The sequence below is a fragment of the Halomonas koreensis genome (assembly GCF_031451675.1).
GTDB classification, from domain to species: domain Bacteria; phylum Pseudomonadota; class Gammaproteobacteria; order Pseudomonadales; family Halomonadaceae; genus Halomonas; species Halomonas koreensis.
Genome location: NZ_JARWAK010000002.1, coordinates 107,652 through 119,892, shown reverse-complemented (window position 1 = coordinate 119,892; position 12,241 = coordinate 107,652). Strand labels below are relative to the sequence as shown.

General features: G+C 65.7%; 18 protein-coding genes and 1 tRNA gene. 6 read left to right on the top strand and 13 right to left on the bottom strand.

Annotation, left to right across the window (positions count from 1 at the left end; translation table 11 throughout):
* Positions 1-2: 2 nt before the first annotated feature.
* The 5 genes from QC818_RS02690 to QC818_RS02670 all read right to left on the bottom strand — a co-directional run bounded on the left by QC818_RS02690 (position 3) and on the right by QC818_RS02670 (position 4,553).
* Positions 3-866, bottom strand: a complete 864-nt coding sequence (locus QC818_RS02690) for a cytochrome c oxidase subunit 3 (RefSeq protein WP_309651300.1) — start codon at positions 864-866, stop codon at positions 3-5.
* On the bottom strand, positions 863-1,456 hold the full coding sequence (locus QC818_RS02685) for a cytochrome c oxidase assembly protein (protein ID WP_309651604.1): 594 nt from the start codon (positions 1,454-1,456) through the stop codon (positions 863-865). Before QC818_RS02685 ends, QC818_RS02690 begins: the two co-directional genes overlap by 4 nt.
* 16 nt (positions 1,457-1,472) lie before the next feature.
* The gene (gene ctaD / locus QC818_RS02680; protein WP_309651299.1) at positions 1,473-3,104 is read right to left on the bottom strand and encodes a cytochrome c oxidase subunit I; all 1,632 of its coding nucleotides are present in this window, start codon (positions 3,102-3,104) and stop codon (positions 1,473-1,475) included.
* Positions 3,105-3,147: 43 nt separating this feature from the next.
* Entirely contained in the window at positions 3,148-4,209 is a 1,062-nt protein-coding gene (coxB, locus tag QC818_RS02675; RefSeq protein ID WP_374710052.1) for a cytochrome c oxidase subunit II, read from the bottom strand.
* A gap of 170 nt (positions 4,210-4,379) precedes the next feature.
* A complete protein-coding gene (locus QC818_RS02670) occupies positions 4,380-4,553 on the bottom strand; it encodes a DUF2970 domain-containing protein (protein WP_309651297.1) in 174 nt (57 codons plus the stop codon).
* 182 nt (positions 4,554-4,735) lie between these two features.
* Here QC818_RS02670 and QC818_RS02665 point away from each other — a divergent pair, with 182 nt between their 5' ends.
* A complete protein-coding gene (locus QC818_RS02665; protein ID WP_309651296.1) occupies positions 4,736-5,083 on the top strand; it encodes a hypothetical protein in 348 nt (115 codons plus the stop codon).
* A gap of 13 nt (positions 5,084-5,096) precedes the next feature.
* On the opposite strand, the gene QC818_RS02660 is transcribed toward QC818_RS02665, so the two are convergent.
* Both QC818_RS02660 and QC818_RS02655 read right to left on the bottom strand, forming a co-directional pair.
* Positions 5,097-5,825 carry an LrgB family protein gene (locus tag QC818_RS02660; protein WP_309651295.1) on the bottom strand — a complete coding sequence of 243 codons (729 nt, stop codon included), beginning with the start codon at positions 5,823-5,825 and terminating at the stop codon, positions 5,097-5,099.
* A complete protein-coding gene (locus QC818_RS02655; RefSeq protein WP_309651294.1) occupies positions 5,822-6,184 on the bottom strand; it encodes a CidA/LrgA family protein in 363 nt (120 codons plus the stop codon). Before QC818_RS02655 ends, QC818_RS02660 begins: the two co-directional genes overlap by 4 nt.
* A gap of 189 nt (positions 6,185-6,373) precedes the next feature.
* Here QC818_RS02655 and QC818_RS02650 point away from each other — a divergent pair.
* The 3 genes from QC818_RS02650 (at position 6,374) to QC818_RS02640 (ending at position 8,007) form a co-directional block, all read left to right on the top strand.
* A tRNA-Pro gene (locus QC818_RS02650) sits at positions 6,374-6,450 on the top strand.
* A gap of 227 nt (positions 6,451-6,677) precedes the next feature.
* Positions 6,678-7,244, top strand: a complete 567-nt coding sequence (locus QC818_RS02645) for a hypothetical protein (RefSeq protein ID WP_309651293.1) — start codon at positions 6,678-6,680, stop codon at positions 7,242-7,244.
* 34 nt (positions 7,245-7,278) lie between these two features.
* Complete coding sequence (locus QC818_RS02640) at positions 7,279-8,007, top strand: hypothetical protein (protein ID WP_309651292.1); 729 nt, start codon at positions 7,279-7,281, stop codon at positions 8,005-8,007.
* Between the two features lie 220 nt (positions 8,008-8,227).
* Here the strand turns inward: QC818_RS02640 and QC818_RS02635 are convergent, their stop codons facing one another.
* The 5 genes from QC818_RS02635 to QC818_RS02615 form a co-directional block, all read right to left on the bottom strand.
* The gene (locus QC818_RS02635; RefSeq protein WP_309651291.1) at positions 8,228-8,419 is read right to left on the bottom strand and encodes a hypothetical protein; all 192 of its coding nucleotides are present in this window, start codon (positions 8,417-8,419) and stop codon (positions 8,228-8,230) included.
* A gap of 1 nt (position 8,420) precedes the next feature.
* Positions 8,421-9,272, bottom strand: coding sequence for an IS3 family transposase (locus tag QC818_RS02630; protein WP_309651290.1), 852 nt, complete (start codon positions 9,270-9,272; stop codon positions 8,421-8,423).
* Entirely contained in the window at positions 9,236-9,547 is a 312-nt protein-coding gene (locus QC818_RS02625; RefSeq protein WP_309651289.1) for a DUF1153 domain-containing protein, read from the bottom strand. Before QC818_RS02625 ends, QC818_RS02630 begins: the two co-directional genes overlap by 37 nt.
* A gap of 154 nt (positions 9,548-9,701) precedes the next feature.
* The gene (locus tag QC818_RS02620) at positions 9,702-10,394 is read right to left on the bottom strand and encodes a contractile injection system protein, VgrG/Pvc8 family (RefSeq protein ID WP_309651288.1); all 693 of its coding nucleotides are present in this window, start codon (positions 10,392-10,394) and stop codon (positions 9,702-9,704) included.
* 152 nt (positions 10,395-10,546) lie between these two features.
* Positions 10,547-10,705: a YqaE/Pmp3 family membrane protein gene (locus tag QC818_RS02615; RefSeq protein ID WP_309651287.1), complete on the bottom strand. Its 159-nt coding sequence runs from the start codon at positions 10,703-10,705 to the stop codon at positions 10,547-10,549.
* A 356-nt stretch (positions 10,706-11,061) separates the two neighbouring features.
* Between QC818_RS02615 and QC818_RS02610 the strand changes: the two genes are divergently transcribed.
* Entirely contained in the window at positions 11,062-11,292 is a 231-nt protein-coding gene (locus QC818_RS02610; protein WP_309651286.1) for a hypothetical protein, read from the top strand.
* A 36-nt stretch (positions 11,293-11,328) separates the two neighbouring features.
* Positions 11,329-11,511, top strand: a complete 183-nt coding sequence (locus QC818_RS02605) for a hypothetical protein (RefSeq protein ID WP_309651285.1) — start codon at positions 11,329-11,331, stop codon at positions 11,509-11,511.
* A gap of 7 nt (positions 11,512-11,518) precedes the next feature.
* On the opposite strand, the gene QC818_RS02600 is transcribed toward QC818_RS02605, so the two are convergent.
* Entirely contained in the window at positions 11,519-12,118 is a 600-nt protein-coding gene (locus tag QC818_RS02600) for a DUF938 domain-containing protein (RefSeq protein WP_309651284.1), read from the bottom strand.
* Positions 12,119-12,241: the final 123 nt, after the last annotated feature.

Genomic DNA, 12,241 nt, shown 5'->3' with positions numbered 1-12,241 from the left:
CCTCAGAAGACGTAGACGAAGGTGAACAGCCCGATCCACACCACGTCGACGAAGTGCCAGTACCAGGCCGCCGCCTCGAAGGCGAAGTGATCGTCCCGGGCGAAGTGGCCGCGGTGCACCCGCACCAGGATGGCGATCAGGATGATCGTGCCGATGATCACGTGCAGGCCGTGGAAGCCGGTCAGCAGGAAGAAGGTGGCGCCGTAGATGCCGGCCTGCAGGGTGATGCCGTAGTGGCTGTAGGCCTCGTAGTACTCGAACCCCTGGATGGTGATGAAGCACAGGCCCAGCAGCACCGTGCCGGCCAGCCAGTGCCGCGCGGTGCCGCGAAAGCCTTCCTTGAGGCCCTCGTGGGCCACCGTCAGGGTGATGCTCGAGCTGACCAGGATGAGGGTGTTGACCAGCGGCAGGTGCCAGGGGCTGAAGGTCGCGTGGGGCCCCTCGATGGCCGCCCCCGGCGGTTCCAGCAGCGGCCAGCTGGCGGTGAAGTCCGGCCACAGCAGCGCGGTGACGGCCTTGGCCCCCTCGCCGTCCAGCCAGGGCAGCGCGAAGGTGCGCACGTAGAACAGGGCGCCGAAGAAGGCGGCGAAGAACATCACCTCCGAGAAGATGAACCAGCCCATGCCCCAGCGGAAGGAGCGATCCATCTGGGCGTCATAGAGGCCGCTGCGGGACTCGCGGATGACGTCCCGGAACCACAGCGTCATCACCGCCAGCACGGCCAGCAGGCCGAGCGCCATCACCGGCATCCCGGCCAGGCCATGCACCAGCAGGGTGCCGGCGCCGATCATCATCGCGCCCAGCGCCAGCGAGGCCAGCACCGGCCACTTGCTGGCCTCGGGGACGTAGTAGCTGCCACCGCTCATGCTCGATCTCCTTCACCGACCGCATCCCGCTCGGCTCGCGCCCCGGACGCGGCCACGGGATAGAGGGTATAGACCAGGGTCACCGTCCGGACGTCCGCCGGCAGGTCCGGGGTGAGCTGGAAGACCAGCGGCGCCTCCAGCCGCTCACCCGCGGCCAGCCGCTGCTCCTGGAAGCAGAAGCAGCTCAGCTTGCGCAGGTGCAGGGAGGCCTCGGAGGGCGAGACGCTGGGCACCGCCCTCGCCCGGCTCGCCTCGGCGCCCTGGTTGCGAAAGCGGAAGTGCACCTCGCGGCGCTCGCCGGGGTGGACGCGCAGCTGCCGGGTGTCGGTCTCGAGCCGCCAGGGCAGCCCCGGGCTGCCGCGGGTCACGAACTGCACGGTCACGGTGCGCGAGGTGTCGACCCCGGCATGGACCAGCGACTGGGCCTGCCCCGCGGTCTTGCCGTTGAGCCCGGTGACCTGACAGAAGGCGTCGTACAGGGGCACCAGGGCGAAGGCGAACACGAACATGCCGCCCAGCACCGCCACCGTGCGGGCCACGGTGCGGCGCACGCCCTGGCGTCGTGGATCGCGCTCGAAGGGCTCGGCCATGGCGTCCTCCGCGGGTTCAGGATTCACGCGGCCGCACCTGCGGCGGCGTCTCGAAGGTGTGCAGCGGCGCCGGACTGGGCAGGCTCCACTCCAGGTCCTCGGCACCCTCCCAGGCCTTCGCCGGGGCCCGCTCGCCGCCGCGGACGCAGCGCACCACCACCACCACGAACAGCAGCTGAGAGGCGCCGAACAGGAAGCCGCCGAGGCTGGTCACCATGTTGAAGTCGGCGAACTGCAGGGCGTAGTCGGGGATCCGCCGCGGCATCCCGGCCAGCCCGGCGAAATGCATGGGGAAGAAGGTCAGGTTGACGCCGATCACCGACAGCCAGAAGTGCCACTGGGACAGGCGCAGGTGCGGGTAGTGGCCGGTCCACTTGGGCAGCCAGTAGTAGACGCCGGCCATGATGGCGAACACCGCCCCGGGCACCAGCACGTAGTGGAAGTGCGCCACCACGAAGTAGGTGTCGTGGTACTGGAAGTCCGCCGGGGCGATGGCCAGCATCAGCCCGGAGAAGCCGCCGATGGTGAACAGCACCACGAAGGCCAGGGCGAACAGCATCGGCGGCTCGAAGCTGATCGAGCCGCGGAACAGGGTGGTCACCCAGTTGAACACCTTCACCCCGGTGGGCACGGCGATCAGCATGGTGCTGTACATGAAGAACAGCTCGGCCACCAGCGGCAGCCCGACGATGAACATGTGGTGCGCCCAGACCAGGAACGACAGGATGGCGATGGAGGCGGTGGCGTAGACCATGGAGGCGTAGCCGAACAGGCGCTTGCGGGCGAAGGTGGGGATGATCACCGAGACGATGCCGAAGGCCGGGAGGATCATGATGTAGACCTCCGGATGGCCGAAGAACCAGAACAGGTGCTGGAAGAGCACCGGGTCGCCCCCGCCGGCGGCATTGAAGAAGCTGGTGCCGAAGTTGATGTCCAGCAGCATCATGGTGATGACCCCGGCCAGCACCGGCATCACGGCGATCAGCAGGAAGGCGGTGATCAGCCAGGTCCAGACGAACAGCGGCATGTCCATCATGCGCATGCCCGGAGCCCGCAGGTTGAGGATGGTGGCGATGATGTTGATCGCCCCCAGGATCGAGCTGATGCCCGCCAGGTGCAGCGAGAAGATGAAGAAGGTGGTCGACGGCGGCGCATAGGTGGTCGACAGCGGCGCGTAGAAGGTCCAGCCGAAGTCGGGCGCCCCGCCCGGCATGACCAGGGTGGCCAGGAGGATGGCGAAGGCCACCGGCAGCAGCCAGAAGCTGAAGTTGTTGAGCCGCGGCAGGGCCATGTCCGGGGCGCCGATCTGCAGCGGCACCATCCAGTTGGCGAGCCCCACGAAGGCCGGCATCACGGCGCCGAAGACCATGATCAGGCCATGCATGGTGGTCATCTGGTTGAAGAACTCGGGCCGTACCAGCTGCAGCCCGGGCTGGAAGAGCTCGGCGCGGATGACCATGGCGAAGAGCCCGCCGATGAAGAACATGCTCAGCGAGAACACCAGGTAGAGGGTGCCGATCTCCTTGTGGTTGGTGGTCAACAGCCAGCGCCGCAGCCCGCGATACGGGGCATGGGCCTCGCCGGCCAGCCCCGCGGAGGCCGGCTGGCTGTGCTGCGGCGTCGAAGTGGGTGGCAGGTGCGAAGCCATGGAACGTCCCCCCGATGGTTAGCCTCTCGATGGACCCGCGCCGCTAGTCGGCGAGCCGCTCGGCGATCGCCGAGGGCTGGACGACGTCGCCGGTGTCGTTGCCCCAGGCATTGCGCTCGTAGGTGATCACCGCGGCCAGCTCGATCGCATTGAGGGTGCCGCGGAAGGCCGGCATGGCGGACCCGGCGACCCCGTTGACCACCGTCTCGATGTGGCGCCGGCGATCGTCGATCAGGGCCTGGTTGCCGGCCAGGGCCGGGAAGGCCGGCGGGCTGCCGCTGCCGTCGGGCTGGTGGCAGGAGGCGCAGATGGTGCCGTAGACGGCCTCGCCCTTCTCCATCAGCTCGGCCATCCCCCACTCGCGGTCGAGCCCCAGGGCGGCCTCCGAGGCCGCCGCCTGGCGCTCGGCCAGCCAGGCGTCGAAGCGCTCGGGCTCCACCGCCCGGACCACCGCCGGCATGAAGCCGTGGTTGCGACCGCAGAGCTCGGCGCACTGCCCCCGGTAGACGCCGGGCTCGTCGATCTCGACCCAGTTCTCGTTGACGAACCCGGGCACGGCGTCCTGCTTCACCGCCAGGTCGGGGACCCACCAGGAATGCACCACGTCGTCGGAGGTCAGCAGCAGGCGGACCTTGCGCCCGGTCGGCAGCACCAGAGGCTCGTCGACCTCCAACAGATAATGCTCGCCCTTGGCCTGGCGGCCCTCGATGGCCTCCCGGGAGGTGGCCAGGTTCGAGAGGAAGGCGACGTCCTCGCCCAGGTACTCGTAGCGCCAGCGCCACTGCTGGCCGGTGATCATCACGTCCAGCTCGGCGTCGGAGGCGTCGTACATCGACTTGAGGGTGGCCGTGGCCGGCACCGCCATGGCCACCAGGATCAGCAGCGGGATCAGGGTCCAGACGACCTCGACCGCGGTGTGCTCGTGGAAGTGCGCGGCCTTGTGGCCGCGGGAGTGGCGATAGCGGAACAGCGAGAAGAAGATCGCCCCGAAGACGATCACCCCGATCACCACGCAGATCCAGAAGATGGTCATGTGCAGGGAGTGGATCTCGCGGCTGACGTCGGTGACGCCGACCGGCATGTTCCAGCCATTGGCCAGGACCATGGGAGCCAGCCCCGCCAGGGCCGCTCCGCTCGCCGTCCATACGAGCCGTCGCATCGCCCCCTCCTGAACGTCGTTGTTGTCATGATCGTGCCTGGCTGGAGTATAGAAGCCCCGCGGCGGCCCGGGCGCGGCCGGCCAACGGGCGTATCAACGGTCGTGGCCAGCCGCGCTCAGCGGGCGGCCAGCGACGCCACCAGGGCGATCAGGATCACCAGGGCGAGCCCCATGACCAGGCCCGCCGCGATGAAGGGGCCGGCACGGCCCCGCGTGAAGTCCTCGCGCCGGCGCGCCTCCTTCTGGACCCCGAAGAAGGCCGCCAGCACCGACTTGATCACCTGCCACATGGCCGCTCCTCCGTATCGCCTTCCCTGACCCTAGACCACGCCGGCGGCGCATGCGCCGTCGCCTTGACCCAGATCAGCGCCGGCGGCCCGCGGCGTGACGCGATTGTCGCGGGACGACCTATACTCAAGGCGATACCCCGCCCCGGCGCGGGAATCCCCCAGTGCGACACAGGAGGCCCACGATGACCCAGCAAGACGCGGCATCCCCTTCCCCCTCCGGCGAGGCCATGCTGGCGTGGTGGAGCCAGCAGTGGCTGCAGGGCGCCACGCCCGTGGCCCGCCTGCAGCTGGCCTGGATGGAGAGCCTGGCCGAGGCCATGCAGTTCGAGGCCCAGTACCTGCGCGCCCTCGCGGAGAGCGGCGAACGCCTGGCCGGCTGCTACACCGGCGAGGCGGCCGCCGATCCCGAGGCCCTCCAACAGTGCTATCGGCGCCTGCTGGAGGATGTCACCGACGCCCACCTGAAGCGCCTGCACAAGGTGGCCGAACTCTCCCAGGACTTCCGCACGCGGGTCTGGGAAGAAATCTGAGCCGGCGCCCCGCCTAGAGCCCCAGCAGGTGGGTGATCAGCGGCAGCAGGAAGGCCGTGAGCAGCCCCGTCAGCCCCATTGACAGGCCGGAAAAGGCCCCGGCCACGGCGCCCAGCCGCGCGAAGGCATGGGCGGTGCCGAACCCGTGCGCCGCCAGCCCCAGGGTGAAGCCCTGGACGGCCGGATCCTCGATCCTCAACCAGCGGAACAACCAGGGCCCCAGGGCGCAGCCGATGGCGCCGGTCAGCAGCACCAGCCCCGCCGCCAGGGAGGGAATCCCGCCGATCTGCTCGGCGATCCCCATGGCGATGGGGGACGTCACCGAGCGCGGCGCCAGCGACATCAGGGTCTCGTGGCGCGCCCCGAGCAACAGCGCCAGGCCCAGGGTGCTGGCCACCGCGGTAACGATGCCGGTGACGCAGGCCGCCAGCAGGGGCACCAGCAGCCGGCGAACCCGCTCGCGGTGATCGTAGAGCGGGATGGCGAGCGCCACCGTGGCCGGGCCCAGCAGGAAATGGATGAACTGGGCACCCTCGAGATAGGTGGCATAGTCCATGTCGACCAGCACCAGGCAGCCGATCAGCAGCGCGATGGCCAGCATGACCGGATGCAGCAGCGGCGTGCCGCCCAGGGCGCGATTGACGCGCACCGCCAGGATGAAGGCCAGCAGGGTCATCAGCAGCGACAGCAGCGGGTTGCCGGACAGATAGACCCACAGCTGATCGAGGGCCGCGACCCTCATGCCCGCCCCCGCCGGCCGAGGCGCGCCTGCAGGCGGACCAGCACCCAGGCGGTCACGGCCAGGGTGATGGCGGTGGAGCCCACCAGGGTCACCAGGATCGGCAGCACGTCGCGACCGATCAGGGCGCCATGCACCATCAGCCCCACCCCGGCCGGCACGAACAGCAGGGTGAGATAGCGCAGCAGCCCCTCGCCGGTCATCCGCAGGCTGGCGGGGACCCTACCGCGCACCAACAGCGCCCCGAGCAGGATCACCATCCCGATCACCGGCCCGGGGATCGGCAGGGTCAGCCCCATGGCCACCAGTTCGCCGAGCATCTGACAGCCCAGCAACATGCTCATTCCCATGATCAACGGCATCGTCGTTCTCCCTTGGCGTACGGGCCTTCATTCTCGCAGAGCCAGGCGCTCGGCGGCATCCATGGCGACGGCGTGCCAAGTTTCTGAAACGAAAGCGCAAAAAGGGGTTTTCATTTGCCGAGGAACGCGCTAGTATACGCCTCGTTCTCGGGGGCAACGCCGGACGGCAAGGCCCGCCACAGAGAACGTCGGAGCGTGGCGCAGCTTGGTAGCGCGTTGCAATGGGGTTGCAAAGGTCGCTGGTTCGAATCCAGTCGCTCCGACCATCAAACATCAAGAGAAACCGCCACTTACGGGTCATGCCGGGTGGCGGTTTTTCTTTGCGCTCAAAATTTTGTCAAAACCACATCAAAACTCTTTGTTCAAGCCAAAACACAGAGGCTCGGTACGTTACCGGTCCTCGGGGGATCGCAGTGATCTGGCCCACCTCGCGAGAATCTGGTACATGAGTTCAAGCGATATGTGCGAACCCCAACCCCCACACGGAGGTAACATGAGCAAAGCACCAAAAGCACGGAGAGAGATAGAAGCCGCTTACGAACACATTTCAAACATGGAAAGCGCAGAAACTCTCGAAGAATTCCAAAAAAATTGGGAGCATTTCCTTAATGACATATCGAGAGCATGGGACAAGACGACGAGCTACTTCAAGCATAAAAAAGAATGGAACAAAATTAATTCAAAATACAAAAGCATATTGAAAAACGACCCGCTATTGAAATATCTAAAGATCGCGCGAAACATCGAATATCACGGAATCAAGGAGATTACAGAACACCAGCCAGCGACAACCACAATCTCCTCCACACCACCGAAACCAGGATTCAAACAACCTGATGGCTCAACAGTCATCCCAGCCCAAGAACTACTAAAAATCAGACTGGACGGACCCAGAGTAAAACTAATATCACTAGAAGACCGGGGAAAGACGTTTCATCCACCAACTACTCACAGGGGAAAACCCATTGATCAAAACAACATCATCGAAGTAGCAAAAAAAGCGGCAGATTTTTATCAAGAGGTACTTCAAGCTGCCCAGACTGAAATTAACACAGACTGAACAAGGTGCAATAGATACTTACAAGGAGCGAAGGATGAACGACAAAAGGGACTCAGGTGATGACCACCAACGAAAAGCCAAGTATAAGAAGTCATCGCTGTACGGCTTCAATTTCGAGCTATTAGCTGATCAAGCTGAAAAGGCTTTCCAGTCATACCTCGACTCGGGAAAGACCGACATTGGATACTTGGCTACCGCTGCTCTGCACTCACTTCATTCGCTCGAATATATCTTACCCCCCTTAACTGTTAGGGCTGCTGCAAGATTTCACAATCCTTCGGCAACCGAATCTCTAGAAAGCAGTGAGAGCAAGCACGCCAAGGACACACTCAAGGAAAAGTCTAGGCTGGCTAAAATCAACGCTCGCGTAAACAACTGGATCAACCGAATTCCTTACGAAAATGGAGACATCAATCCACCTTCACCGTATGACAACCTTGTAAATGAGTTAATTGACCAAGCTCCAATGCTTTTCGCCATCGAGAACTTGGCCAACCACTTCAAGCACTCAGAGGCGCGCACAGACTCCCTGATTAGAGTAGAGAGGGTAAAAGGATTCCAAGCGGGATTTGCAAGAGCTGGAGATACACTCGGCATGGTGACATTCAAGGCCGCCACAAGCCGCTCCGCGGTCAGGGTAGATGACGCCGTACAAAGCATTTTAGGAATTATCCGTCGCCACCAAACTGGCAAGGCCTTCCATGAGATCATTGAAGAAGAGCTGAAGAAAGAAGCAGCGAAAGAGAATAATAGAATTTCGTGAGAAGCCCCCAGTGCCTGTCGAGAGGCAGCCGATCTGCTCGAGGAGATGCAGGCAACCGAAAGGAGCGCCACCAAGACGCCCCCTGCTGGCCATCAGGATTGGCTCAGTCGAAGCTGAACTCGCTGCGGTTGTTAGCTGCCGAGCTCTCCATCTGAACGCAGGACTCCAGCATGGTGTAACTGCCGGGGCCGCCGAAGCCGGCCACCTGCTCGCAATGGTCTTAGATCCTGGACGAAAGGTTGGCCCACTGTCCCTTCAGGTTGTTGTAGGCGCCCTGCTCCTGGTCGATGCAGCTGTTGTACATGGTGCTGCTGTAATCTCCCTCGAAGCCTGCCACTTGCTCGCAGTGGGTCTCCACGTCGAAGCGCGAGATCTGGTCGGCCTGTGTAATGACCCCCTGGTTTCTGCACACCCTACGCGGCTAATGCTGGGTGTGCTCGGGGTGCCACATAGTCCAGAGACTGATGTGGCCGCTCGTCGTTGTAGTACCGGATCCAGCGATCGATCACGACCCTGGCTTGCCCCAGCGACTCGAAGCGATGGAGCCAGATGCATTCTTCCTTCAAGGAGCGGAAGAAGCGTTCCACGAGCCCGTTCTGTTCCGGTGTATACGGCGTCGTGAATTCCTGGGTCAGGCCATAGGCCTTCACCGTGCCCGTGTAGTGCCGGCTGCTGAAGACCAGGCCGTTGTCGGAGCGTAGTGCCAGCGGTTGCTGAACGCGTCCCAGCGCTCCCAACCGATAGATCAGCGCCTCCTCCAGGGCAGCCTCCGCTGTCTTGCTGCTGCCATTGTCCGATAATCGCCAGCCGAGGATCTCTCGCGTACAGCAGTCGATGATCACCGCCAGGCTGGCCCGCCGATCCTTGCCGCACCACACGTGCGTGAGATCCGTCGCCCAGCGCTCGTCAGGCCTTGAGGCGACCGACGGCAAGTTCCTGGCACGGGGTCGGAAGCCTTGTGGCCGCTTGCGCACCTGCCAGCCTTTCACTTGCAGGATGCGCTGTATTGGCTTGCGGTTCTCCCCCAGGACGCACGCCAGGCGCCGATAGCCGTAGGTGGGGAACCGCTCCAGGGCCAGTTTCACTCGCGCCGCCAGATCGACATTGATGACACGCTGCCGCGCCTTGGGCCGGTAGTACAGGCTTCGCCGGGGGAATCCCAGCCAACGACAGAGTTTGACGAGCGATACCACATGGCCTTCCTCGGCCAGTTGCGCCTGCAGCGACCTTACGAGTTCTCGTCCTCGTCGAGCAGGCGGCGCCACTTTTTTAGCGCATAGATCTGCAGATGGGCCTCGCCCAGTGCCTCCTTGGTCTCCCGGAGCTCAGACTCGTACTGCTCACGGATGTCCTTGGGGCGGGCCTTGAACCCGTTTTCCATGCTGCGCTGGGCCTCATCGATCCAGCCCTCGACCTCGGAGACGGTGAGGTCGTGCTGGCGGGCCACCTCAGCGGCCGTGGTCTTGCCCTTGAAAATGTCCATGACCACGGCCGCCTTGCGCTTGGCGGTCCATCGCTTGATCGGGTTGTCGTCGCTCATCCTGTCCTCCTGATGGCTGCACTATACCCTGTGCAGCTATGGAGGGGGTCACTTCACCTGAGCGGTGGCGAGGGGCAGGATGGCCAAGGCGGCGGTGATGAGTGCTTTCATGCGATCTTCCTTGTGCGATGAGTGCCACACCAGCCTAGCAACATTAGCTATCGTCGCCAGGCAGCTCCCCCTTCACCAAGCTGGAGAAGCCGCTGGCATCGAGGCGGTGCTGTACCTCGGTGATCAGCCATTCGCCGTCGGCGCCCTCACGGAAGCCGGAGAGCGACAGCCGACCCTCGGCCATCAGGGCGGTGTTGCCCGGCAGGGTCAGCTCGAGAGCTTGCTCGCCCCGCTGCCCTCGGCGCAGGGCTGCCCGGGCCGCCGAGCGGGCAGCGGCCTCGTCCGGGTAGATCGTCTGGAGGCGCTGCACCGGCTCCCCCTTCCCTTCGGTGATCTCGAGGCTGGCCGCGGCCTCGGTGTCTCGCCAGCGTGCCACGACGCTGCCGGCGGCGCCGCGCTTGGCCAGCTTCATGCGCCCCCGGCTCTCCATGTCCGGGGTGATGACCACCGTCGGTAGCGTCTGGCCTCCACCCTCGCCCCCTGCACTCTGCGAGGCGGCGCGCTGCGCCAGCAGCAGCCTGCCGCCGCCCGGCTTGATGATGCCGTCGTACTGATGCGCCAGCCGCGTCAGCAGGCTCGTGTCGGATTCGTCGGTCTGATCGATATGCGAGAGGCCGATGCCGTCCATGGCGTCCTGGACGGCCGGCTCGAGGCCATGCTCGCCGGCGATGGTGCGCACCATGTCGCCGAGGGTGGTTCCGGCCTCCCAGCTGCGGGTCTTCTTGGTCTGGAGCATGGACCGCTGGCTGCACTCCCCTGGCCAGCTCATCTCGAGCATCAGAAAAACAAGCCGCCATCCCCGGCCGAGCCGTCAGGGACGACGCTCGCCGAGAAAAGGCCACCGGCGCGGCGGCCCTTGGCGTCGCGCCCCGGGCCGGGAGCTATCGCTCAGCGCCGGGCGATGATCCAGACGGCGTGGACGATCCCCGGGATGTAGCCGAGCAGGGTCAGCAGGATATTCAGCCAGAACTGCAGGCCGAGGCCGACCTGGAGGAAGACGCCGACCGGCGGCAGCAGGATCGCGAAGAGGATGCGGATCACGTCCATGAGCGGACTCCTTGTCGTTGGACCATGCCTCCCCACTGACCGCAACGCCGGCGAGGCGTTCGCCGGGGCCGCAAACGACCGCGCCCGGGGGCGGTCGACCCCCGGGCGCGGTGACGCCTCCGTGACGGCGATCAGCCGATGTAGCGGGCGATCGCCTCCTCGGCCTGCCGGCGGGCGACGGCGATGGCGTTCCAGTGGGCGAGCACTTCACAGGTCAGGGACGGGGTCATGGCGGGTCCTCGTTCGTACGCTTATATTATCGTTCGCAAGCATACCGTTTCGCCGGTCGCGGCGCCACTCGCCATTCGACGCACGCCTTGCGATACTGAGCGAAAGCCCCGAACCGGGAGGACGCCGTGCGCCGCCACGAGAGGACCCACATCGCCTTCGACGAGCAGGGCAACGAGTACGTCATCGACGAGTTCCACGACGGCGCCGGCCCGGAGGCTCCCCACCCGGGCCAGCCCCGCTTTCGCACCCGCGACGGCCACGAGGTCGAATGCCTGTCGCCCGGCGCCTTCGCGGTGCGCATTCCCGGCGAGGAAAAGGGCATCCCGGTCTGGACCCACGACGCCACCCATGTCTGATAGGCTGGCGCCGATTCCCAGCCGCAGGAGCCCCGGATGCGCCTCGCCCTCCTCGCCGCCCTCTGCCTGACGCTGCTCGCCGGATGCACCACCTATCGATGGCCGGACGGCCACCGGGAGACCGTCTGGGGCGTGCCGGCCCAGGACGATACCCGGACCCGCCACCAGCGCCGGGTGGAAGGGATCCAGTACCGAGGTCCCGGAACCCTGCCGCCGTGATGCCGTCCTAGCGGCGCTGCCAGATGACCGTCAGGTTGTTGGCGGGCATCGCCACCACCCGCTCCCGCACCAGCCCGTGGCGCTCGGCGATCGCCGAGATCGCGTCCAGGTCGCGCAGCCCCCAGCGTGGATCGCGCTCGCGCAGATCGGCGTCGAAGGCCAGATTGCTCTCGGCGGTCGGCCGCCCCGCCTGGAGGAAGGGGCCATAGACCACCAGCCGGCCACCCGAGGCGAGCCGCTCCCCCGCCCCCGCCATCAGCGCCTCGCTGACCGCCCAGGGGGAGATATGCAGCAGGTTGATGGCCACCACCGCCTCGAAGGGCCCGGCGGGCCAGTCGCCGGTGGCGTCGAGGGCCAGCGGCGGCGCCAGGTTGTCGAGCCCGGCATGGGCGCGCCAGGCGGCGATCGAGTCGCGGGCCCGCGGCGTCGGATCGCTGGGCTGCCACTGCCAATCCGGGCGGGCGGCGGCGAAATGCAGGGCATGCTCGCCGCTCCCCGAGGCCAGCTCCAGCACCCGGGCCGGCCCCGGCAGGGCGTCGTTCAACACTTCGAGAAGGGGAGCACGATTGCGTGCCGCGGCGGGACTCTGCAGACGGGCATCGGTCATCGGGGGCCTCGGGATGACGGGATCGGCCCACAGCATAAGGGGACCGGAGGCCCGACGAAAGCGCCCGTCGCGAGGATGCCTCGCGGCTCGCGCCCGGGTAGACTGTCCCGATCACCGCAGACC